This window comes from Streptomyces sp. HPF1205 (genome assembly GCF_020400825.1).
Classification (GTDB): Bacteria; Actinomycetota; Actinomycetes; order Streptomycetales; family Streptomycetaceae; genus Actinacidiphila.
On sequence record NZ_JAINVH010000018.1, the window covers coordinates 118,262 to 137,308 of the forward strand.

18 protein-coding genes are annotated in these 19,047 nt (G+C 72.4%); 8 read left to right on the forward strand and 10 right to left on the reverse strand.

The window, feature by feature from the left end; all coding sequences use genetic code 11:
• Positions 1–13: 13 nt before the first annotated feature.
• The 3 genes from K7G61_RS21395 to K7G61_RS21405 form a co-directional block, all read right to left on the reverse strand.
• A complete protein-coding gene (locus K7G61_RS21395) occupies positions 14–937 on the reverse strand; it encodes an SURF1 family protein (protein WP_225848534.1) in 924 nt (307 codons plus the stop codon).
• Between the two features lie 161 nt (positions 938–1,098).
• Positions 1,099–1,350, reverse strand: a complete 252-nt coding sequence (locus K7G61_RS21400) for a hypothetical protein (RefSeq protein WP_225848535.1) — start codon at positions 1,348–1,350, stop codon at positions 1,099–1,101.
• 75 nt (positions 1,351–1,425) lie between these two features.
• A complete protein-coding gene (locus K7G61_RS21405; protein ID WP_225848536.1) occupies positions 1,426–2,535 on the reverse strand; it encodes a DEDDh family exonuclease in 1,110 nt (369 codons plus the stop codon).
• 129 nt (positions 2,536–2,664) lie between these two features.
• On the opposite strand from K7G61_RS21405, the gene K7G61_RS21410 reads away from it, so the two are divergent.
• The gene (locus tag K7G61_RS21410; protein WP_225848537.1) at positions 2,665–3,600 is read left to right on the forward strand and encodes a sterol desaturase family protein; all 936 of its coding nucleotides are present in this window, start codon (positions 2,665–2,667) and stop codon (positions 3,598–3,600) included.
• Between the two features lie 158 nt (positions 3,601–3,758).
• Positions 3,759–4,754, forward strand: a complete 996-nt coding sequence (moaA, locus tag K7G61_RS21415) for a GTP 3',8-cyclase MoaA (protein WP_225848538.1) — start codon at positions 3,759–3,761, stop codon at positions 4,752–4,754.
• Positions 4,755–4,834: 80 nt separating this feature from the next.
• Here the strand turns inward: moaA and K7G61_RS21420 are convergent, their stop codons facing one another.
• From K7G61_RS21420 to K7G61_RS21440, 5 genes are all read right to left on the reverse strand, one after another.
• Entirely contained in the window at positions 4,835–5,080 is a 246-nt protein-coding gene (locus K7G61_RS21420; RefSeq protein WP_374204196.1) for a hypothetical protein, read from the reverse strand.
• 233 nt (positions 5,081–5,313) lie between these two features.
• A complete protein-coding gene (locus K7G61_RS21425) occupies positions 5,314–5,673 on the reverse strand; it encodes a DUF3099 domain-containing protein (protein ID WP_225848539.1) in 360 nt (119 codons plus the stop codon).
• Between the two features lie 266 nt (positions 5,674–5,939).
• Complete coding sequence (locus K7G61_RS21430) at positions 5,940–6,491, reverse strand: RNA 2'-phosphotransferase (protein ID WP_225848540.1); 552 nt, start codon at positions 6,489–6,491, stop codon at positions 5,940–5,942.
• Between the two features lie 61 nt (positions 6,492–6,552).
• Positions 6,553–7,944: a metallopeptidase TldD-related protein gene (locus tag K7G61_RS21435; protein ID WP_225848541.1), complete on the reverse strand. Its 1,392-nt coding sequence runs from the start codon at positions 7,942–7,944 to the stop codon at positions 6,553–6,555.
• 109 nt (positions 7,945–8,053) lie between these two features.
• On the reverse strand, positions 8,054–9,580 hold the full coding sequence (locus tag K7G61_RS21440; protein ID WP_225848568.1) for a TldD/PmbA family protein: 1,527 nt from the start codon (positions 9,578–9,580) through the stop codon (positions 8,054–8,056).
• An 884-nt stretch (positions 9,581–10,464) separates the two neighbouring features.
• Between K7G61_RS21440 and fabG the strand changes: the two genes are divergently transcribed.
• The 5 genes from fabG (at position 10,465) to K7G61_RS21460 (ending at position 13,450) form a co-directional block, all read left to right on the forward strand.
• Entirely contained in the window at positions 10,465–11,184 is a 720-nt protein-coding gene (gene fabG, locus K7G61_RS21445; protein ID WP_225848542.1) for a 3-oxoacyl-[acyl-carrier-protein] reductase, read from the forward strand.
• A 5-nt stretch (positions 11,185–11,189) separates the two neighbouring features.
• Positions 11,190–11,981 (forward strand): enoyl-ACP reductase FabI, encoded by a 792-nt coding sequence (gene fabI, locus K7G61_RS21450; RefSeq protein ID WP_225848543.1) that lies wholly within the window; start codon positions 11,190–11,192, stop codon positions 11,979–11,981.
• Between the two features lie 213 nt (positions 11,982–12,194).
• A complete protein-coding gene (locus K7G61_RS36520; protein ID WP_263984652.1) occupies positions 12,195–12,317 on the forward strand; it encodes an SGM_5486 family transporter-associated protein in 123 nt (40 codons plus the stop codon).
• A 197-nt stretch (positions 12,318–12,514) separates the two neighbouring features.
• Positions 12,515–12,814, forward strand: coding sequence for a hypothetical protein (locus tag K7G61_RS21455; RefSeq protein ID WP_225848571.1), 300 nt, complete (start codon positions 12,515–12,517; stop codon positions 12,812–12,814).
• Between the two features lie 117 nt (positions 12,815–12,931).
• On the forward strand, positions 12,932–13,450 hold the full coding sequence (locus K7G61_RS21460; RefSeq protein WP_225848544.1) for a histidine phosphatase family protein: 519 nt from the start codon (positions 12,932–12,934) through the stop codon (positions 13,448–13,450).
• Between the two features lie 99 nt (positions 13,451–13,549).
• On the opposite strand, the gene serB is transcribed toward K7G61_RS21460, so the two are convergent.
• Complete coding sequence (serB, locus tag K7G61_RS21465) at positions 13,550–14,800, reverse strand: phosphoserine phosphatase SerB (RefSeq protein ID WP_225848545.1); 1,251 nt, start codon at positions 14,798–14,800, stop codon at positions 13,550–13,552.
• A gap of 396 nt (positions 14,801–15,196) precedes the next feature.
• Between serB and K7G61_RS21470 the strand changes: the two genes are divergently transcribed.
• Complete coding sequence (locus K7G61_RS21470; protein ID WP_225848569.1) at positions 15,197–17,950, forward strand: FHA domain-containing protein; 2,754 nt, start codon at positions 15,197–15,199, stop codon at positions 17,948–17,950.
• A gap of 137 nt (positions 17,951–18,087) precedes the next feature.
• On the opposite strand, the gene K7G61_RS21475 is transcribed toward K7G61_RS21470, so the two are convergent.
• The gene (locus tag K7G61_RS21475; protein ID WP_225848546.1) at positions 18,088–18,906 is read right to left on the reverse strand and encodes a transglycosylase SLT domain-containing protein; all 819 of its coding nucleotides are present in this window, start codon (positions 18,904–18,906) and stop codon (positions 18,088–18,090) included.
• Positions 18,907–19,047 lie beyond the last annotated feature (141 nt).

The window sequence follows — 19,047 nt, forward strand, 5'->3', positions numbered from 1 at the left end:
ACCCAGGGTACGGTCACGCCGTCGCCTGGACGCCGTTACTCGCCTCGGCGCCGTCCCGCGGCGCGTCCCCCGGACCGCCGGGGTTTTCGTCCTCGCCCCCGCCGATGTTCTCGTCCTCGCCCTTGTCCTCGCCCTTGTCCTCGTCCTTCTTCGCCCGCGCGGCCAGGATCTCGGCGCGCTCGCGGCGCAGCAGCACCACCCAGCCGACCGGGACCATCGCCGAGAACAGCCACCACTGGATCGCGTACGCCAGGTGCGGGCCGATGCTGCTGTGGTCCGGCTCGGGGATCAGGGCCGGCGAGGACGGCTTGCCGCCCGGCGACACCGACACCATCTCCATGTAGCCGCCCACCAGCGGTTCGGGCACGTCCCCGGCCAGCACGCGGCTGCTGATCAACTGGGTCTGGCGCGGCGGCAGGCCGCCATGGTTGCGGATGCCGGTGGAGGCGGTGGTCTCGTCGGGCCGCAGCCGCCCGGTGACGGTCACCTCGCCGGAGGGCGGCGCCGGGATCCTGGGGAACGTGTACGGGTCGTTGCCGCTGGAGATCCAGCCCCGGTTGACCAGCACCGCCCGGCCGTCGTCCATGACGAACGGGGTGATCACGTGGTAGCCGATCTGCTGGCCGCCCGCCTGGTCGTCGGCGCCGGTGTTGCCCGCGGTGCGGTTGCGGGCCACGACCTCGTGCGCGGTGTCGAAATGACCCCGCGCGCTGACGGCCTTGTACAGGTCCCGCCGCGGGACGTCGAAGCCCGGGTGCGTCACCGACTCCACCGGTACCGGCGGGGCCGACAGGGCTGCCGCGATGAGGTTGTTGTTCGCCACCCGGTGCTCGTGCCGGTGGAGCTGCCAGAAGCCCAGCCTGATCATCACGGGGATCATCACCAGGCCGAGGAGGGTGAGGATCACCCACTGGCGGGACAACAGGAAGCGGTACACCCCACGACGGTACAACTCGGCCGCGGGGCCGGGGCGGGTAGGGGTCGGGTAGGGCCGGGGCGCCGCCGGGCGTACGCGTGGGGCGGGCGCGGCGGTACGGGCCCGGGGCCGTACGCGGGGCGGCCGTACCCGGGGCCGTACGCGGGTCCGGTCTCCCGGGATCAGGCGGAGGCGGCGGACTCGGCGTGGTCGACGATGCCGACCCCGCCCTCCGCCTTCGCGCAGTGGGCGCAGCAGTAGAAGCGGCCGTCGACCTCCACGCCGTGGCCGATGATCTGCACCCTGCAGTGCTCGCAGATCGGGGCCAGGCGGTGCACGGCGCACTCGAAGCAGTCGAAGACGTGCACCGCCCCCTGGGCGTGCACTTCAAAGGTCATCGCGTAGTCGTTTCCGCAAACCTCGCATCGGGCCATGCGCCAAGGCTGCGGTGCGCCGCGGGGCGGGGCAAGCCGGGCGGTGGCGCGTCCCGGCACATCCACCCGAAGGGCTCATCCGTGCACCCCGGGGGCGGGCACGACCGCTTCCAGCAGCTCGGTGAACCTGCGCTCGTCGATGACCGGGGTACCGAACTGCCGCGCCTTGACGACCTTGGTGGTCGACGAACCGGGATCGTTGGTGACCAGGAGGCTGGTGAGACGGCTGATGGAGGAGGCGACGTGCAGGCCCGCGTCGGTCGCGCGGTCCTCCAGCAGTTCCCGGTCCACGCCCGTGTCCCCGGAGAACGCCACGCGCATGCCCTGCACCAGCGGCCCGCCCGGGGCGAGCCGGCCCGGGTTGGGGTACGGGCAGGGCGGCCGCCTTCGGGCCGGACGCCAGCCGGAGCGCGGGACGGAGCCGTACACCCGGCCGTACCGCGGCTCAGGCACGCGGTCGGACCACTCGGTGAGCGGGCGGCAGGCGTGCAGCGGCAGCGGCAGCCCGGCCGCCGCCGCCAGGTGCAGGCTGGGGCGGAACGTCTCGGCCAGCACCCGGGCGTCGTCCAGCGCGTGGTGCGCCCTGCGCTGCACCACCCCGTAGTGCGCCGCCAGCGTCTCCAGCTTGTGGTTGGCCAGCGGCAGCCGCAGCTCCTTGGCCAGCACGATCGTGCACAGCCGGTGCTCGACCGGCGCCGCGGCACCGGCCCTGGCGAACTCCCTTGCCAGCATCGACCAGTCGAAGACCGCGTTGTGCGCCACCAGTACCCGGCCGGCCAGCCGCTCCGCGAGGTCGGCGGCGACGTCCGCGAACAGCGGGGCGTCGGCGAGCATCGCGCCGGTCAGCCCGTGGATCCACACCGGGCCCGGGTCGCGCTGCGGGTTCACCGGCGAGTACCAGTGGTCCTGGACCTCCCCGCGCCCGTCGAGCCGGTAGACCGCCGCGGACACTATGCGGTCGTCCCTGCCGAGCCCGGTGGTCTCCACGTCGACCACGGCGTACCCCTCGGGGTAGCCGGCCGGCCACGGGGCCGGCCCGGCCGGCGGCGGGACGCCGGGGCCCGGGTGCGGGTGCCCGGCGGCCCGGGGGCCCCCGGTGTCCCCGATCGCCCCGGTGTCCCCGAGCGCCTCGGCGGCCTTGGTGTCCCCGGTGGCCTCGGCGTCCTCGGTCAGGTTGTCCGGCATGGTCATCGAATATAGGGGCCGGCGCCGACAGCCCGCCGCCGCCCGGTGCCTCCTGCCGGTCCGCACACCGTTCGTACTTGTCGGTAACAAGGTCTGGCGGGCGCGCGCCGCTGCCCCTATGGTGCGGACATGCCGCAACTGCCCGATGTCGTGCTGTGGTCGATACCCGCGTTCGTGCTGCTCACCGTGGTCGAGATGGTGAGCTTCCGGATTCACCCCGACGAGGACGCCGAGGGGTACACCGGCAAGGACACGGCGACGAGCCTGTCCATGGGATTCGGCAGCCTGTTCACCGACGCGCTGTGGAAGCTGCCCGTGGTGGCGATCTACTCCGCGCTGTACGCCGCCACCCCGCTGCGGGTGCCGGTGCACTGGTGGACGGTGCTGCTGATGCTCCTGGCGCAGGACTTCTTCTACTACTGGTCGCACCGCGGCCACCACGTGATCCGGCTCCTTTGGGCCTGCCACGTGGTCCACCACTCCAGCCGCAACTTCAACCTCTCCACCGCCCTGCGGCAGCCGTGGACCAGCCTCACCTCCTGGCCCTTCTACCTGCCGCTGGTCGCCTTGGGCGTGCACCCGGCCGCGTTGGCCTTCTGCTCCTCGGTCAGCCTCGTCTACCAGTTCTGGATCCACACCGAACGGATCGGCACCCTGCCCGCGCCCGTGGAGTTCCTGTTCAACACCCCCTCCCACCACCGCGTGCACCACGCCTCGCAGGGCGGCTACCTGGACCGCAACTTCGGCGGCATCCTCATCGTCTGGGACCGCCTGTTCGGCTCCTTCACCGCGGAGACCGAGCGCCCGGTCTACGGCCTGACGAAGAACATCTCCACGTACAACCCGCTGCGGGTCGCCACCCACGAGTACGCCGCCATCGCCCGCGACGTGGCAGCCGCCCGCACCTGGTCCGACAAGCTGCGCCACCTCGTCCTGGGCCCCGGCTGGCGCCCCGCCGCGCAGGCGGCCGCGCACCCGGCCGCGCAGGCGGCCGCGCACCCGGCCGCGCACCCGGCCGAGGCGGCTCCCGTCGCGGGCGAGTCCGTGGGCGGCGCCGCCGCGTGACGGGCAGTCGCGTGGCGGCGCCGCCGTGACGGTGAAGCCCGCAAGGCGCCGACCGGACGCCCGCGCCGCCGCCTTGTCGGTGGTGGGACTTAAGGTGGGGTGACAGGGCAGGGTGAAAAGCGGCGCACCGGGCGCCCGGGAGGGAGGTCGCGGCGATCGTGTCCGCACTCATCGACACCTACGGTCGGGTGGCCACCGACCTGCGGGTCTCCCTGACCGACCGGTGCAACCTGCGCTGCACGTACTGCATGCCGGAGGAGGGCCTGCAGTGGCTGGCCAAGCCCGACCTGCTCACCGACGACGAGATCGTGCGGATGGTGCGGATCGCGGTCACCGACCTCGGCGTCACGGACGTCCGCTTCACGGGCGGCGAGCCGCTGCTGCGCCCGGGGCTGGTCGGCATCGTCCAGCGCTGCGCCGCCCTGGAGCCCCGCCCCAAGCTGTCGCTGACCACCAACGGGATAGGTCTGCGCAGGACCGCCGAGGCCCTGCGCGAGGCCGGCCTGGACCGGGTCAACGTCTCGCTCGACACCCTGCGTCCCGAGGTCTTCCGCACCCTGACCCGCCGCGACCGCCACCACGACGTCCTCGCCGGCCTCGAAGCGGCCCGCGCCGCGGGTATGACCCCGGTCAAGGTCAACGCCGTCCTGATGCGGGGGATCAACGACGACGAGGCCCCCGACCTGCTGCGCTGGGCCGTCGACAACGCCTACGAACTGCGGTTCATCGAGCAGATGCCGCTGGACGCGCAGCACGGCTGGCAGCGCGAGGGCATGGTCACCGCCGAGGAGATCCTGGCGAGGCTGCGCACCCGGTTCGCGCTCACCCCCGAGCCGGACGGCGTGCGCGGCTCCGCGCCCGCCGAGCGCTGGCTGGTGGACGGCGGCCCGGTCCGGGTCGGGGTGATCGCCTCGGTCACCCGGCCGTTCTGCCGCGCCTGCGACCGCACCCGGCTGACGGCCGACGGGCAGGTGCGCAACTGCCTTTTCGCGCGCGAGGAGTCCGACCTGCGCGCGGCACTGCGCTCGGGCGCCGAGGACGCGGAGATCGCCGGGCTGTGGAAGGCCGCGATGTGGGGGAAGAAGGCGGGCTCGGGCCTGGACGACCCCTCGTTCCTGCAGCCCGAGCGCCCCATGTCGGCGATCGGCGGCTGACCGGGTCGTCGAGACGGCTGGGCGCCCCCGGGCCGGGGGAGGGGATCGACCCGGTCGCCGGCGGCCCGCCCATGTCCCGGTCAGCGCTCGGTGGCCGTCTGCTCCCACTCCCGCAGGGTCACCACGTCCTTGAGGAAGCCCCGCACACCGAGGAACTTCGACAGGTGCTCGCGGTGCTCCTGGCACGCCAGCCACGTCTTGCGCCGCTCCGGCGTGTGGATCTTGGGGTTGTTCCAGGCCAGCACCCACACTGCGGGATTCCGGCAGCCCTTGGCCGAGCACACGGGTATCTGCGGGTCGGCCGCTTCGTTCACTGCGTCAGTCACGACGACCAGTAAACATGGCGACGCCGGGCAGCCACGGGGGGAGCCGCCCGGCGTCGGTTCATCGCTCCGACGGGGGATGCGGAGCGCGTACGCAGTATGTCACGTGCCCAGCCCGCCGTGGAGTGGATCCCGACGATTGATCTGAGCTTTTCTTGAGGTTCGGCCTCCGCTTTCACTGGATTTTCACTGGTTCAGACCATTGCGGAGGCGGGCGCCCCGGACGCCGCGGGCGGTCAGCCGTGGCCGCGGTGGTCGTCGGGCGGCTCCGTGACCCGTTCCGGTGTGGGCTCCGCTTGCCCGGGGCCCAACTCCGGCCGGTCGGGCGGCGGGAGGTACGGGTCGGGCGGCTTGGGAGGATTCTCCCGGCCGGCGTTGGCGACCACCACGGCGATGTACGGCAGCAGCGCGCCCACGACCAACGTCGCCCAAGCGAGCGGGCGTTCGACATTCCACAGCAGGACCGTGAGGATCACCGAGACGGTACGGATCGACATCGAGATGATGTACCGCCGCTGGCGCTGGCGGACGTCCTCGGTCAGGCCGGTCCGGGCCCCCGTGATCCGGAAGACCTCTCGCTCACCGCGCTTCCGCATAACGTTCCACCGTCCGCTTCGAATGACCGGACGTGCTGACCACGGGGCACAGCACTCCCACCCGGCACACTCCACGTTACGCCGCGGCGCCCCCGCCGAGCAGAGCGGGGGCATGGTCGGCACGGCGCCTCACCTGCGCCGTACGGCGGACGGCCGGGTCCGGCAGGCACCGTAGCGCACCTCAGCCGCCGGGCCGCCTGCCGCCGGGCGGCTCCCCGCCGGGCGGCGGCCGCCCGGCCGCCCACCGGGCTCGGACGGTCGGCCGGTCAGCCGGTCAGCCGGCGCAGGCGGTCCGGGGGGACCGTGTCGGTCAGCCACACCCCGTTCGCACTGAGCCGGAACTCGTGGCCAGTGGCGGCCAGGCCCGCTGCGTCGACCTCCAGGACCACCGGCCTGCCGTGCCGCGCTCCGACCCGGATGGCCGTCTCCTTGTCGGCCGACAGGTGCACGTCCTGCCGGGACATCGGCCGCAGGCCCTCGCGCAGGATGACCGGCACGGTGGCCGCCCCGGTGCCGTGGTACAGCACGGCGGGCGGCTCGACCGACGCCAGGCCCAGGTCCACGGGTATGGAGTGCCCCTGGCTGGCCCTGATCCGCCGGCCGTCCCCGGACAGCGCGAACCGCTTCTTGTCGTTGTTCGCCACCACGTGATCGAGTTCGGCCCTGGAGAAGCTCCGCCCCCTCGCGGCGCACGCGGCGATCAGCTCGTCCACGTCCACCCAGCCGCCCTCGTCCAGCGTGACGCCGATCCTGCCGGGATCGTGCCGCAGCACGAGCGACAGGAACTTCGACACTTTGACGACCCGCTTCTCGTCCATCTCCAAGGCCCCCCTCGATCATTTCTCTCTGTTCTCTCTCGGTTCTCCGCCGGTCCTTGGGTCAGACCCCCTGGCTGACCGAGCTCATGTTGAAGTCCGGGACGCGCAGCGGCGGCATCGCGGCCCGCGTGAACCAGTCGCTCCACTCGCGTGGCAGTGTCCGCTCGGTGCGGCCCGCCTCGGTCGCGCGGCCCAGCAGGTCCACCGGCGACTCGTTGAACCGGAAATTGTTCACCGCGCCGGTGACCTCGCCACCCTCCACCAGGTAGACGCCGTCCCTGGTCAGGCCGGTCAGCAGCAGCGTGGCAGGGTCCACCTCGCGGATGTACCACAGGCAGGTCAGGAGCAGGCCGCGCTCGGTGCCTGCGACCATCTCCTCCAGCGAGACGTCGCCGCCGCCCTCCAGCACGAGGTTGTCCGCGGCCGGGGCGAGCGGCAGCCCGGTCAGGGCCGCGCTGTGCCGGGTGGTCAGCAGCCGGTTGAGCGTGCCCTGCCGTACCCACTCCACCGGGTCCACCGCCAGCCCGTTGTCGAACACCGAGGAGTCGTCGCCGGAGGCGTGCGCGATCACGAACGGCGCCGCCTCCAGGCCCGGCTCCGCCGGATCGCTGCGCAGCGTCAGCGGCAGCGGCGACAGCTTCTCGCCGACCCGCGTACCGCCGCCGGGCCTGCTGAACACCGTGCGTCCCTCGGCGGCGTCTCGCGCGCCGGACGACCAGAGCTGGTAGATCAGCAGATCGGCGACCGCGGTCGGCGGCAGCAGCGTCTCGTAACGCCCCGCGGGCAGCTCCACCTGCCGCTCGGCCCAGGCCAGCCGCCGGGCGAGGCCGGTGTCCATGGCCAGCGGATCCACGTCGGCGAAGTCCCGGGTGGACGCCCCCGCCCACGCCGACCTCGTCCGGTCCGGGGACTTGGCGTTCATCTCCAGGGTGCCGGTCGGCTGGTCGTGGCGCAGCCGCAGCCCGGTCGAGGTGCCCAGGTAGGTGCTGGTCACCGAGTGGAACGCGAACCCGTACAACTGCCGGCCGCCCGCCGCGGCCGCGCCGAACGCCTCGCCCAGCGCCGGGGCGAACCGCGCGAACACCTCCGAGCCGGTCTCGGCCGGCGGCTCGGTGAAGCGCGGGTCCGCCGCCCCGGCGGCCACCAGCGGCTGCGCGTCCTCGGCCGGTCCGGCCTCCCGGGCCGCCGCCTCGGCCGCCCGGACCAGAGGTTCCAGCCCGTCCGCGGTCACCGCGGAGCGCGAGACGACCCCCGAGGCGGTTCCCTCGGCGCCGTCCACCGTGGCGATCACGGTCAGCGTGCGGCCCCGGGTGACGCCGTTCGTGGTCAGCGCGTTGCCCGCCCACCGCAGGTTCGCGCTGGACTCCTCGTCGGCGATCACCACGCAGCCGTCGGCCCGGGACAGCTCCAGCGCCCGCTCGACGATCTCGTGCGGCTTGGTCGTGGTGGTCACCTGTGCGTCTCCTTCTCCCCCAGGGCGGCCCGGGACGTGCTCCCGGCGCCGGTACGGCGAATCTGCCTGTCGTGTGCCGACCGCGGGAGGCCGGCCTCGCGCGCGCCGCTCATGAGCGCCCCGCCTCCTGCGTGGTGTTGAGAATGCTGACACCCCTGAACAGCGCCGACGGGCACCCGTGCGACACCGCCGCCACCTGCCCCGGCTGGGCCTTTCCGCAGTTGAAAGCGCCTCCCAGGACGTACGTCCGCGGTCCGCCGACGGCCTCCATCGAGCCCCAGAAGTCGGTGGTCGTGGCCTGGTAGGCGAAGTCCTTCACCTGGCCGTCGAGGCGGCCGTTGCGGATCAGGTATGCCCGCTGACCGGTGAACTGGAAGTTGTACCTCTGCATGTCGATGGACCACGAGCGGTCGCCGACCACGTAGATGCCGTGTTCCACGCCGGCGATCAGGTCGTCGGTGGAGGGGCCGTCCGGGGCGGGCTGGAGGGAGACGTTCGCCATGCGCTGGACCGGGACGTGGGAGGGGGAGTCGGCGAAGGCGCAGCCGTTGGAGCGCTCGAAGCCGGTGAGGTGGGCGATCCGCCGGTCGAGCTGGTAGCCGACCAGCACGCCGTCCTTGATCAGGTCCCAGGACTGGCCGGCCACACCCTCGTCGTCGTACCCGACGGTGGCCAGGCCGTGCTCCGCGGTGCGGTCGCCGGTCACGTTCATCAGCGGTGAGCCGTACTTCAGGGTACCGAGGCGGTCGAAGGTGGCGAAGCTGGTGCCGGCGTACGCCGCCTCGTACCCCAGGGCGCGGTCGAGTTCGGTGGCGTGGCCGATCGACTCGTGGATCGTCAGCCACAGGTTGGACGGGTCGACCACCAGGTCGTACCTGCCCGCCTCGACCGAGGGGGCGCGCATCTTCTCGGCGAGCAGGCCGGGGATGGCGGCCAGCTCCGCGTTCCAGTCCCAGCCGGTGCCGGTCAGGTACTCCCAGCCGCGGCCGGCGGGCGGCGCCAGGGTGCGCATCGAGTCGAAGCCGCCGGTGTCCGGGTCGACGGCGACCGCGGTCAGGTGCGGGTGGACGCGGACCCGCTGCTGCGTGGTGGTGGTGCCGGCGGTGTCCGCGTAGAACTTGTTCTCCTGGACGGTCAGCAGCGAGGCGTCGGCGTGCGACACGCCGTCGGCGGCGAGGAGGCGGGAGCTCCAGTCGGCCAGCAGCGAGGTCTTCTCGGCGTCCGGCACGTCGAACGGGTTCACCTCGTACGACGACACCCACACCCGGTCGGCGTGCACCGGCTCGGGGGCGAGCTCCACCCGCTCGTCGGAGCCGGCCGCCGCGATCACCCGCGCGGACAGCTTGGCCATCTCCACCGCCTGGGCCGCGACCCTCGCGGCGGCGTCCATCGTCAGATCCACTCCTGAGGCGAAGCCCCACGCGCCCCCGTGCACCACGCGCACCGCGAACCCGAGGTCGGTGGTGTCCGAGCTGCCCGCCGGGCGGGCGTCGCGCAGCCGCCACGCGGCGCTGCGCACCCGCTCCAGGCGGAAGTCGGCGTGCTCCGCGCCCAGCGCGCGGGCTCGGGCGAGCGCCGCGTCGGCGAGCGCCCGCAGGGGCAACGCCAGGAATGACTGATCGACCTCTTGAGGCACGACGAACTTCCCTTCGCTGTCTGTGTTCGCAGTGAACCACGTCGTACCGGCGACCTGCTCGGACATTCCGCCGAGCCTGTGGACAACTTCCGCCCGCCCCTCAACAGCCCGCCGTTCGCGACTCTTTGCCTTGTTCAGGCCAATGCCCGTGGGTACGGCCCGACCCCGCCCCTGAGGCGGTCCGGCCCGGCCGACACCCCGATCGCGACCTGCCCGACGGACTCCTCCGCACCCAGCGGTTGCCGCAATGCCACCGCCGAACCGCCGAACCGCCGAACCGCCGAACCGCCGAACCGCCGAGCCGCGGAACCGCCGAACCGCCGAACCGCCGAGCCGCGGAACCGCCGAGCCGCGGAACCGCCGAGTCGCCGAGTCGCCGAGCCGCCCGCCCGCACCGGCGCCGGCCGGTCCACCAGGCCCAGCAGCGCACCCGACGGTCCGGATGCGTTCCGCGAACGCGTCGATGTGGCCTTCGGCCAGGCGAGCGCCGGCGCGAATGCCGTCGCACCCAAGGCGCCCACCGGCGCGCGGATCGCCGCGCGAGCGTCCAGGGCCACCATCGGCGGCCACGGCCGCGGCGGCGGCACCGCCGCCACCTCCGCCGGCCCGACCCTCGCTCACCAGCGACGCGGCCGCCGATCGTCCCTGCGGTGGCACCCTGGAGTACGCCCTGTCCGGAACCGTGACGTCGCCGGCCGGAGCCGTCGGTCCGCTGCTGCCGGGCCGGCACCGGGCCGCCGCCCGTACCCCGGGGCAGGCCCCGGCCACTGTAGGAATCCCACAGTCACCGCGGGAGCAGCCTGTGGGCGCCGATTCCCCGGAAATCCCCCGGGACCGATAGTTTCTCAGGCGACAGACCCACGACCTAGCGAAAGGGTGATCCATTGAGCCGCTCGGTTCTTGTCACCGGAGGAAACCGGGGCATCGGCCTCGCCATCGCCCGGGCCTTCGCCGACGCCGGCGACCAGGTGGCCATCACCTACCGGTCGGGCGAGCCGCCCGCCGACCTGGTCGCACTCGGCGTGCTGCCCGTGCGGTGCGACATCACCGACCCCGAGCAGGTCGAGCAGGCGTACAAGGAGGTCGAGGCCACCCACGGCACTGTCGAGGTGCTCGTCGCCAACGCCGGCATCACCCGTGACCAGCTGCTGATGCGGATGTCCGAGGAGGACTTCACCTCCGTCCTCGACACCAACCTCACCGGCACCTACCGGGTGGTCAAGCGGGCCAACCGCGGCATGCTGCGGGCCAAGAAGGGCCGCGTGGTGCTCATCTCCTCGGTCGTCGGGCTGCTGGGCTCGGCCGGACAGGCCAACTACGCCGCCTCCAAGGCCGGCCTCGTCGGCTTCGCCCGCTCGCTCGCCCGCGAGCTGGGCTCCCGCAACATCACCTTCAACGTCGTCGCCCCCGGATTCGTCGACACCGACATGACCAGGGCGCTCACCGAGGAACAGCGCGCCGAGATCGTCGCCCAGGTGCCGCTCGCCCGGTACGCGCGGCCCGAGGAGATCGCCGCCGCCGTCCGCTTCCTCGCCTCCGACGACGCCTCGTACATCACTGGAGCCGTCATCCCGGTTGACGGCGGATTGGGCATGGGTCACTGATCACCATGAGCGGAATCCTCGACGGCAAGCGCATCCTGATCACCGGTGTGCTGATGGAGTCCTCCATCGCCTTCCACACCGCGAAGCTGGCCCAGGAACAGGGCGCCCACATCATCCTGACCGCCTTCCCGCGGCCCACCCTGACCGAGCGGATCGCCAAGAAGCTGCCCGCGCCCGCGAAGGTGGTCGAACTCGACGTCACCAACGCCGAGCACCTGGCCGGCCTGGAGCAGGTGGTGCGCGAGGAGCTCGGCGGCCTCGACGGCGTCGTCCACTCCATCGGCTTCGCCCCGCAGGACGCCCTGGGCGGGAACTTCCTCAACACCCCCTTCGAGTCCGTCGCCACCGCGATGCACGTCTCGGCGTACTCCCTGAAGTCGCTCACCATGGCGTGCCTGCCCCTGATGCCGGAGTTCGACAGCGCCACCGGCACCGGCGGCGGCTCGGTCGTCGGCCTCACCTTCGACGCGCAGTTCGCCTGGCCGCAGTACGACTGGATGGGCCCGGCCAAGGCCGCACTGGAGGCGACCTCCCGCTACCTCGCCCGCGACCTGGGCAAGCAGAACATCCGCTGCAACCTCGTGTCGGCCGGTCCCATCGGCTCGATGGCCGCCAAGTCCATCCCGGGCTTCGCGGAGCTGGCCGACGTCTGGAACCACCGCTCCCCGCTGGAGTGGGACATGTCCGACCCCGAGCCGGCCGGCCGCGGCGTCGTCGCCCTCCTGTCGGACTGGTTCCCCAAGACCACCGGCGAGATCATCCACGTCGACGGCGGGCTGCACGCGGTCGGCGCCTGAGCCCTGGCATCGGTACGGGCCCGGGGCGCGGCGGAACGCCTGCTCCCGGGCCCGACCGACCGCCCCCACCGCCCCGACCGACCGCACGGCCTCGTCCGGGTCGCCGTCGCGAACGGCGGCGACCGGCCGGGCGCAACCAGTACAACCGGTACATCGAGGACGAACCGCGACCCCTGGTCCTGCCGGCCGACGGCCCGGTGCCACACTGGGCGCATGCCCGTACTCGAACCGGATCCCCCGCAGCCCCAGCGGCGACTGCTCATCCTCTTCGGTCTGATGATGGGGGTGCCCGCCCTCGTCGCTGTGGTCGCCACCATCGCCGCCCGGATGGGATGAGCGACCTTCCGTAGACCGTCCCGGGCCGCGACCCCGAGCGGGGGGTGGGGACAACCCCACCATCCCTAGGGGGTCAGGGTCAGGGTCAAGTGGGTGGACGACCGGATGGGCCGGTCCGCCCCGCCCTCGTAGCGTCGAAGTGCACTCGGACATCCAGCACTTCAGGCTCTTCGACGGTCATCCCGGAGGCGGTCACCGTGACCACGCAGTCCCCGCACCTGTACGCCCGGCAGCCCCGGTCCGCCGCCGCGCGGCCCGGACGCGCCGCCTCGGGACGCGACCACACCGGCACCCGCGACCCAGGACGCGGGTCCGCCGGCACAGGGGTGCAGACCAGCCTGCCGTGGTGGGCCGTGGCGCTGCCCGCGGTGGCCTTCGCCACGCTGCTGGCCCTGCTCACCGGCGGCGCCGCGCACGCCTCGTCCGCCGCCTCCTCCGGCGACTGGGCCGGCCGCTTCCTCATGATGCTGCCCGACCTCGTCCACCACCTGCTGTGAGCGGTACGGGACCGATCGTGCCCACCGCGCCCGGCGTGTGACCCACCTCATGGCAGCGGGCGCCGGCGGGACGCCCATCCCGCGCCTGACCGCCGGTTTTCTGGAAAGCTGAGGGGCATGACCGCCGATTCGCCCCGCACCCTGGTCCTGCTCCGGCACGCCAAAGCGGACTGGCCGCAAGTCCCCGACCACGAACGGCCGCTGGCCGACCGCGGCCGGCAGGACGCTCCCGCCGTCGGCCGCCGCATCGTCCAGGACCGCGTCACCCCCGACCTCGCCCTGTGCTCCACCTCCGCCCGTACCCGCGAGACCTGGAAGCTGGTGGCCCACGAGCTGCCGCACCGCCCCCGTACGGTCTACGAGGAGCGGCTCTACGAGGCCACGCTCGGCGATCTGCTGGCCCTGGTGAGCGAGACCCCCGACGACATCGGCACGCTGCTGCTGATCGGCCACAACCCCGGCGTGCACGCCCTGGCCGACGCCATGGCGGGCAGCGGCGAGCCCGACGCCCTGGCCAGGATGAGCCGGGGCTTCCCCACCGCCGCCTTCGCGGTCCTCACCGTCCCCGGCTCCTGGAAGAGCGTCGAGCACGGGGTGGGCCGGCTCACCTCGTTCTGGGCGCCGCACGAGAAGTAGCCCGGCGCCGGCTCGCAGCACGGGGCGCGCGCGGTCGTCGTGTGCGCCCCGTGCTGCCACCCGCCTGCGGGCCCCGGTACGCCTTGTTCGCCCGTCCGCCTATTCGTTCGTCGGCACGCCGTCCAGCGCGTCAGCCGCCTCGATCTCCTCGCGGGTGATTCCCAGCAGGTACAGCACCGTGTCGAGGAAGGGCACGTTCACGGCCGTGTCGGCGGCCTGGCGGACGACCGGCTTGGCGTTGAAGGCGACGCCAAGGCCGGCGGCGTTGAGCATGTCCAGGTCGTTGGCGCCGTCGCCGACCGCCACCGTCTGGCTCAGCGGCACCCCGGCCTGCTCGGCGAAGCTCCGCAGGTGGCGGGCCTTGCCCGCACGGTCCACGACCGGCCCCACGACCTTGCCGGTGAACTTCCCGTCGACCACTTCCAGGGTGTTGGCCGCCGCGAAGTCCAGGCCCAGCCGCTCCTTGAGGTCGTCGGTCACCTGGGTGAAGCCGCCGGAGACGACGCCGACCTGGTAGCCGAGACGCTTGAGCGTACGCACCAGGGTGCGGGCGCCGGGCGTCAGCCGCACCTCGGCCCGCACCTTGTCCGCGACGGAGGCGTCGAGCCCGGCCAGCAGGGCCACCCGGGCGTGCAGCGACTGCGCGAAGTCCAGCTCGCCGCGCATCGCCGCCGCGGTGATCTCGGCGACCTGCTCCTCGCAGCCGGCGTGCGCGGCGAACAGCTCGATGACCTCGTCCTGGATCACGGTGGAGTCCACGTCCATGACCACCAGCCGCTGCGCCCGGCGCTGCAGTCCGGCCGGCATCACCGCGACGTCCACGCCGTGCGAGGAGGAGGCCACCGCCAGCGCCGAGCGCAGCTCGGCCGGCTCGGCGCCGGAGACCGCGAACTCCACGGCCGTCACCGGGTACTTCGCCAGCCGGAAGATCCGGTCGATGTTGCCGCCCGCCCGGGTGATCAGCGCCGTTATGGCCGCCGTCGACTCCGCCGTCAGCGGGCTGCCCAGCACCGTCACGTGGGAGCGTCCCTCGCCGCGCGGACGGTTGTCGCCGCGGCCCGAGATGATCTCGGCCTCCATCCGCGACGCCTCGGCCCAGGTGTGCACGGTCGCCCGCAGCTCACCCTCCAGGCCGCGGCCCTCCGGCATGGTCACAAGGGCGCACAGCACCATCCGGCCCCGGGTGACGACCTGCTCGATGTCCACCACGTCCACGCCGTACGCGGCGAGCGTCTCGAAGAGACCGGCGGTGATCCCGGGCCTGTCCTTGCCGAAGATCTTGACCAGAAGAGTGGGCGCGTCCCGCGCGGGGTCCGCGGGAGCGGGCGTAGTCCGGAGAGCGTCTTCCATGGTGTTACCACGCTAACCGGCAGACCGATCTTCCCGCCCCTCCGTCCCGCTCTGCGGACAGCCGCCGCGGACGGCCGCAGTGGAGTGCCACCCGGCGGCCCGGCCCCGTACCGCGTACCGCGGCCCGCCGCCCGACGGCCGCGGGCACACGGCTACGGGCAGGCGGCCGCGGGCACACGGTCGCGGCCCGGCGGTCCCGTGCGGACGGTCACGGAACCACGCTCACGGGACACCCGCCGGCCGGCACCGCGACCGCCGTCGCAGACCTGCGACAGGACGGCGACAAAGCGTTCCGCGGGACGGTTTTCTGTTACGAGCCCGGGGCCTGCCATAGTTCCTCCCGATGTTCGCAATCCCTAGACTCCCCCCATGGGGGACTACTCGGGGGAACAACCAATGGGGCATGGGGTGCCTGAACTCGTACTCGAATTGAACGGTCGGACCTGGGCGTTGGACGCGTCCCGGTCGTACAGCCTGGGGCGCGACCCGCAGGCCGATGTGGTCTTCGACGACGCGCGGGTGTCCTGGCGACACGCCACCATCCGCCGCGGAGAACGCGGTTGGGTGATCGAGGACCTCGGCAGCACCAACGGCACCTACGTGCAAGGCCAAAGGGTCCAGCAGACCGACGTGGGACCCGGTTCCACCGTCCACCTCGGCAACGCCACCGACGGACCCCGGCTGACCTTCACCGGCGACGCGCGGCCCGCCGCGCCGAGCGCCTCGTACGGCGGGGCGGCCGCACAGGCCCAGGCGCAGGGCCCGGCCCAGGGGCAGGCCCCGGGCGTGCCGCACCAGCAGTACCAGCCCGCCCAGCAGCACATACCGCAGCAGCCGATGTACGCGGGGCAGCCGCAGGGCCAGGCCCCGGCGCCGCCCCAGGCGGCGGCAGCCCAGGCCGCCGCGCCGGCCGCCCCGCCACTGCGGCAGCCCGCGGGCCCCGGCGGCTGGGGCGCGCCGCCCGCCCAGGTGCCGCAGCAGGCGCCGCAGCAGGGCTGGGGAGGAGCGCCCGTACAGCAGCCGCCGCCTGCGCAGCCGGGGCAGGCCCCGTACCAGCAGCCGCCGCAGCCGTACGCGCAGGCCCCGCAGGGCGTCCCGCGGCCGCAGGCCGGTCAGGGCGGGCAGCCGGGCGGCCGCAGCGACCGCAGCCCGACCACCTTCCACCAGCTCGCCCTCGGCCGTGTGATGCGCATCGGCCGCGCGCTGGAGAACGAGCTGGTCGTCTCCGACCTGCAGGTCTCGCGCTACCACGCCGAGTTCCACGCGCACCCCGACGGCCGGTACGAGATCGTCGACCTGGGCAGCCACAACGGCACGTACGTCAACGGCCAGCCCATCCAGCGCCACCTGCTGGGCCCCAACGACATCGTCGGCGTCGGCCACTCCACCTTCCGCCTGGTGGGCGACCGGCTGGAGGAGTTCGTCGACACCGGCGCGGTCTCCTTCTCCGCCCGCCGCCTGTCGGTGCAGGTACCGCACGGCAAGACCACCAAGACCATCCTCAAGGACGTCTCCTTCGGGGTGCCGGAGAAGTCGCTGATCGGCGTGATCGGCCCGTCCGGCTCCGGCAAGTCCACCCTGCTGCGGGCGCTGACCGGCTACCGTCCGGCCGACCAGGGGGAGGTGCTCTACGACAACCGCAACCTCTACAAGCACTTCGCCGAGCTCCGCCAGCGCATCGGCCTGGTACCGCAGGACGACATCCTCCACAAGGAACTGCAGGTCAAGACCGCTCTGCGGTACGCGGCAAAGCTGCGTTTCCCCGGCGACACCCAGTCCACCGAGCGCGAGGCGCGGATCAACGAGGTGCTGCGCGAGCTGAAGCTCGACATCCACGCGGACAAGCGGATCACCTCCCTGTCCGGCGGCCAGCGCAAGCGCGTCTCGGTGGCCCTGGAACTGCTCACCAAGCCGTCGCTGATCTTCCTCGACGAGCCGACCTCCGGCCTCGACCCGGGCATGGACCGCGACGTGATGAAGCTGCTGCGCGGCCTGGCCGACGACGGCCGCACCGTCCTGGTGGTCACCCACTCCGTCGCCGAGCTCGCGCTGTGCGACAAGCTGCTGGTCATGGCGCCGGGCGGCTCGGTCGCGTACTTCGGGCCGCCGGACGAGGCGCTGGCCTTCTTCGGCTACGAGACCTGGGCCGACGTCTTCTCGGCGTTCGAGAACTACCGCGACTACGACTGGTCCGGCCGCTGGCGCGGCTCGCAGCACTACCAGATGTACGCCGCCGAACTGGACGCCGCTCCGCAGCAGGCCCACTACATCCCGCAGCAGGCCGCCCGGCCGCCCAAGCCGCAGGGCTGGGGCGCGCAGCTCTTCACCCTGGTCAGGCGCTATCTGTCGGTGATCATCTCCGACAAGGGCTTCATCGGCCTGATGGTGATCCTGCCGGCCGTGCTCGGCACCGTCAGCGTGCTCATACCCGCCAAGAGCGGCCTGGGCTACGGACCGGCCCAGTACCACCTGCAGAACAAGGACGCGGGCACCATCTTGATGATCCTCGCGGTCGGGGCGTGCTTCGCGGGCTCCGCGAACTCCGTCCGCGAGCTGATCAAGGAACGGGTGATCTACGAACGCGAACGCGCGGTGGGCCTGTCCCGGTCCGCGTACCTGATGTCCAAGATCATCGTGCTCGGCCTGATCACCGTGCTGCAGGGCGCGATCATCTGCGGCATCGGCTTCGCACCGCGCAAGCTGCCCACCCAGGGCGTGATCCTCAAGAGCCACCCGGCCATCGAGATGGCCCTGGTGATCATGGCCTTCGGGTTCACCTCGATGATGGTCGGACTGATCATCTCGGCCCTGGTGAAGACGGCGGAGAAGACCATGCCGCTGCTGGTGATGTTCGCCATCGTGCAGATCGTCTTCACCGGCGTGCTCTTCCAGCTCTTCGGCAAGCCCGGCGTCGAGCAGCTCGCCTGGCTGATGCCGGCCCGCTGGGCGGTGGCGGGCGCCGGCGCCACGGCCGACCTCAACACGCTGCTCCCGTGGGACCAGTCGGGCAAGTCCGTCGACCCGCTGTGGAAGCACACCGCGGGCGCCTGGACGCTGGACATGGTGGTGCTGCTGGCGCTCGGCGTGCTGCTCGGCTTCATCGTCGCCCGGCTGCTGCGCAGGCACGAGCCGGAAGTCATGCGCAACTGACGACCGGCAATTGAGAACCGCGGGTCGACCGCTCGCGGTACGCGGACGCGCGAAGGGCGGTGGGGCTTCCCGGGAAGCCCCACCGCCCTTCGCATGAGCGGAATCAGCGAATCACTCGGAATCGCGTCGCAATCGCGTCAGTACGCCGAGTTCACGTTGTCCATCGAGCCGTACTTGTCGGCGGCGTAGTTGCACGCGGCGGTGATGTTCGCCACCGGGTTGTATATGTTCCACGAGGTACCCGCGACGTGGTACGCGCGGAAGGTCGGGTCGATCACCTGCAGCAGGCCCTTGGAGGGAATGCCGTTGCGGGCGTTGATGTCCCACAGGTTGATCGCCATCGGGTTGCCGCTCGACTCACGCATGACATTGCGGTAAATGCCGTTGTAGCTGCCCGGAATGTGGTGGGCGTGCATGATGGCCAGCGACTGGCGGATCCAGCCGTCCAGGTTGTTGCTGTACGCGACCGGCTGCGCGACGTGCACCACCGGGGGCTTGGGAGCCGGCTTGGCAGCGGGCTTGGCGGCCGGCTTCGAGGTGGCCTTGACCGCGTGCTTCACGGCCAGCTTCACGCGGTGCTCGGAGCGGTCGGCGGCGGCCTTGTGGCCGGCGCGCGCGGCAGCCTGCTTCTTCGCGGCGGCCTGGGCGGCCTTCCTGGCGTCGGCCTGCTTGGCGGCGGCGTCGGCCGCGGCCTTGTGCTGGGCGTCTGCCTGCTTCTTGGCGGCGTCGGCCATCGCTTGCTGGGACGCCATGCCGGTCTTGGCGTCGAGGGCCTTGACCTTGTCGCCGGTGGAGACGGAGAAGCCAGTGGGGTCGCCTGCGGCGACCGCGGTCCCACCGGTCGCCTGGAGACCGGTGACCGTCAGAATCACTGCGGCCGCGGCGGCGGCACCGGCCGCCGTGATCTTGTGCTTCTTGGACAGTCGGCCGATCTTCGGGATCGTGGGGAGCTGCATGGATTGAACCTCTTCCGGTTGCGGACCTGGAAATTCTTAAGTGGTCGCAAAACGGGGGTCAATCAACGCCGCTACGAATGGAATTCGTAGGAGGACGGGCAGTACGCGGACCCTCCCGCATTCATCGCGCCCATTCCCCGG

Bases quoted from the DNA above. Each gene is read 5' to 3' on its own strand.
- K7G61_RS21400 (WP_225848535.1), bottom strand. From the start codon at position 1,350: ATGGCCCGATGCGAGGTTTGCGGAAACGACTACGCGATGACCTTTGAA.
- K7G61_RS21405 (WP_225848536.1), bottom strand. From the start codon at position 2,535: ATGCCGGACAACCTGACCGAGGACGCCGAGGCCACCGGGGACACCAAG.
- K7G61_RS21410 (WP_225848537.1), top strand. From the start codon at position 2,665: ATGCCGCAACTGCCCGATGTCGTGCTGTGGTCGATACCCGCGTTCGTG.
- K7G61_RS21425 (WP_225848539.1), bottom strand. From the start codon at position 5,673: ATGCGGAAGCGCGGTGAGCGAGAGGTCTTCCGGATCACGGGGGCCCGG.
- K7G61_RS21430 (WP_225848540.1), bottom strand. From the start codon at position 6,491: ATGGACGAGAAGCGGGTCGTCAAAGTGTCGAAGTTCCTGTCGCTCGTG.
- fabI (WP_225848543.1), top strand. From the start codon at position 11,190: ATGAGCGGAATCCTCGACGGCAAGCGCATCCTGATCACCGGTGTGCTG.
- K7G61_RS36520 (WP_263984652.1), top strand. From the start codon at position 12,195: ATGCCCGTACTCGAACCGGATCCCCCGCAGCCCCAGCGGCGACTGCTC.
- K7G61_RS21460 (WP_225848544.1), top strand. From the start codon at position 12,932: ATGACCGCCGATTCGCCCCGCACCCTGGTCCTGCTCCGGCACGCCAAA.
- serB (WP_225848545.1), bottom strand. From the start codon at position 14,800: ATGGAAGACGCTCTCCGGACTACGCCCGCTCCCGCGGACCCCGCGCGG.
- K7G61_RS21470 (WP_225848569.1), top strand. From the start codon at position 15,197: ATGGGGCATGGGGTGCCTGAACTCGTACTCGAATTGAACGGTCGGACC.
- K7G61_RS21475 (WP_225848546.1), bottom strand. From the start codon at position 18,906: ATGCAGCTCCCCACGATCCCGAAGATCGGCCGACTGTCCAAGAAGCAC.